Annotated in this window: 4 protein-coding genes; 2 read left to right on the plus strand and 2 right to left on the minus strand. The window is 40.6% G+C overall.

The genetic code is table 11. From position 1 onward, the window contains the following. Together BTM36_RS04575 and BTM36_RS29690 are read left to right on the plus strand one after the other, a co-directional pair. A partial coding sequence (locus tag BTM36_RS04575) for a TIGR04540 family protein (RefSeq protein WP_139347071.1) occupies nucleotides 1-232 on the plus strand: 232 nt, incomplete at its 5' end. A gap of 66 nt (nucleotides 233-298) precedes the next feature. Beyond that, nucleotides 299-427, plus strand: a complete 129-nt coding sequence (locus tag BTM36_RS29690; RefSeq protein WP_368730703.1) for a BrxA family protein — start codon at nucleotides 299-301, stop codon at nucleotides 425-427. Between the two features lie 322 nt (nucleotides 428-749). On the opposite strand, the gene BTM36_RS29695 is transcribed toward BTM36_RS29690, so the two are convergent. Together BTM36_RS29695 and BTM36_RS29700 are read right to left on the minus strand one after the other, a co-directional pair. Further along, nucleotides 750-995: a Gfo/Idh/MocA family oxidoreductase gene (locus tag BTM36_RS29695; protein WP_217349560.1), complete on the minus strand. Its 246-nt coding sequence runs from the start codon at nucleotides 993-995 to the stop codon at nucleotides 750-752. Nucleotides 996-997: 2 nt separating this feature from the next. Next, nucleotides 998-1615, minus strand: a 618-nt coding sequence (locus BTM36_RS29700) for an HIT domain-containing protein (protein WP_368730702.1), incomplete at its 5' end; no start/stop codon positions are given.

Consider the following 1615-nt stretch of genomic DNA (forward strand, 5'->3'; position numbering starts at 1 on the left):
TCAACGAACTCAACGTGATCTTGCAGCGTCTATTAACCAAGTTATCGATAAATATTGGGAAGATGAAATTGATGAAGTAGCAATGATGGATTTGATTCAAAAATTGTACATAAATAATACGAATAAACTTATGAAGAATGGGAGTTATACCACGATAATTCGTCAACAATGTGGAAAACGAAGACTTGAAGTAGTTGATAAAGTAATAAACCAAATAAATAAAACACAATAGAGAGGAGGGATAGAATAAATGGAATATTCAGCAGGATTCACGAAAGAATAATGGTCAGAGAATGACATTGCGGTAGTAATCAATCTTATTTTGCAAGGGAAAAATAAGAAAGAGATTTTAGAAGAAGTGACGGAGAATAATTTATTTCAATTAAGAAGTCCTTTGAGTATAAAAAATAGATTTAACATGGTTTAGTTATCCACATTAAGTTGATTCTTAGGTTGATGTTCAACGTAATGAGTTGCTATTAACTACTTTAATGATTTTTAGGGAAAAAAAAGATAGCATGTGTACAGGTGAAATTTATATATTTGCTAGAAATAAACAGCGTGTTAGCACTGGTGTAATTTAATCACGCGATAATAAGGCGAATTGTTAATAGCCAAAGCATCTACGTACCCACACAACAGGCGAGCAGCCTAATTATAAAACGAATCTACCAATAACTGATCGCTCAGGTTATGTAGGTGGTGGGTATATAGTTTATTTTGTAAATCATGAGTATAGCTATGAACCATTATGATGATTTGCAGAGGTTTAAGGATAAGACCCGCAACCAAAAATACGAATCACACTGCGCGGCGAGCTCGCCTAACGAGCCGACATAAGGAATACGCCAGGTGTCGCACACACGCTGCGCTTTTTCTCGCGTGGGTGACCAGGCTGCCGCCAGCGTCCAGTCAGTTGCCGCCCCCAGTACCGGTAACCATGCTTTTTGCGCGATACCGCCTAATCCCACAACCCCTATACGTAATGCCGCCACGATTAATCCCCCAGATGTTCGAGTAGTGAAGCCAGACGCTGTTTCAGTTCGGCAACGTCGTTTTCCAGCGCTTCAACCCGCGAAGCCAGATCGTTGTCGCTATCCAGCGGGCTTACTGTCTCCACAACGTTAATCAGCGTCTCCACATCACCGCTGAACAGATGCATATAGCGGCTTTCCCGTTTGCCAGGCTCGCGTTGTTTTGCTATGGCTTCAGAGATCTCCTTAAGATCTGAGGCTGAATATTCCGATTGGTGTGATTTCCACACAACACCTAAGCCATCTCCTTCTCCATAACGGGGAATAAGGTGGGAGTGAAAGTGGAAAACGGTCTGCCCGGCATGTTCACCATTGTTATTAATTAAATTCAAACCAATTGGATCAAATTCAGCCTTGATGGCTCTTGCAATTTCCGGAACAGATTCGAAATAGCTGCGTGCTGATTCCGCATCCATTTCATATAAATTTTCTTTATGTACTTTCGGGATAACAAGTGTATGCCCTTTAGTAACCTGGCTTATGTCCAGAAATGCCATCACATGCTCGTTTTCGAAAACTTTGGCCGAAGTAATCTCGCCATTGATTATTTTACAGAAAATACAATCGTTCATTATGTCAGC

Origin of the sequence: Herbaspirillum sp. VT-16-41, assembly GCF_001994935.1 — a bacterium.
GTDB classification, from domain to species: domain Bacteria; phylum Pseudomonadota; class Gammaproteobacteria; order Burkholderiales; family Burkholderiaceae_D; genus Herbaspirillum; species Herbaspirillum frisingense.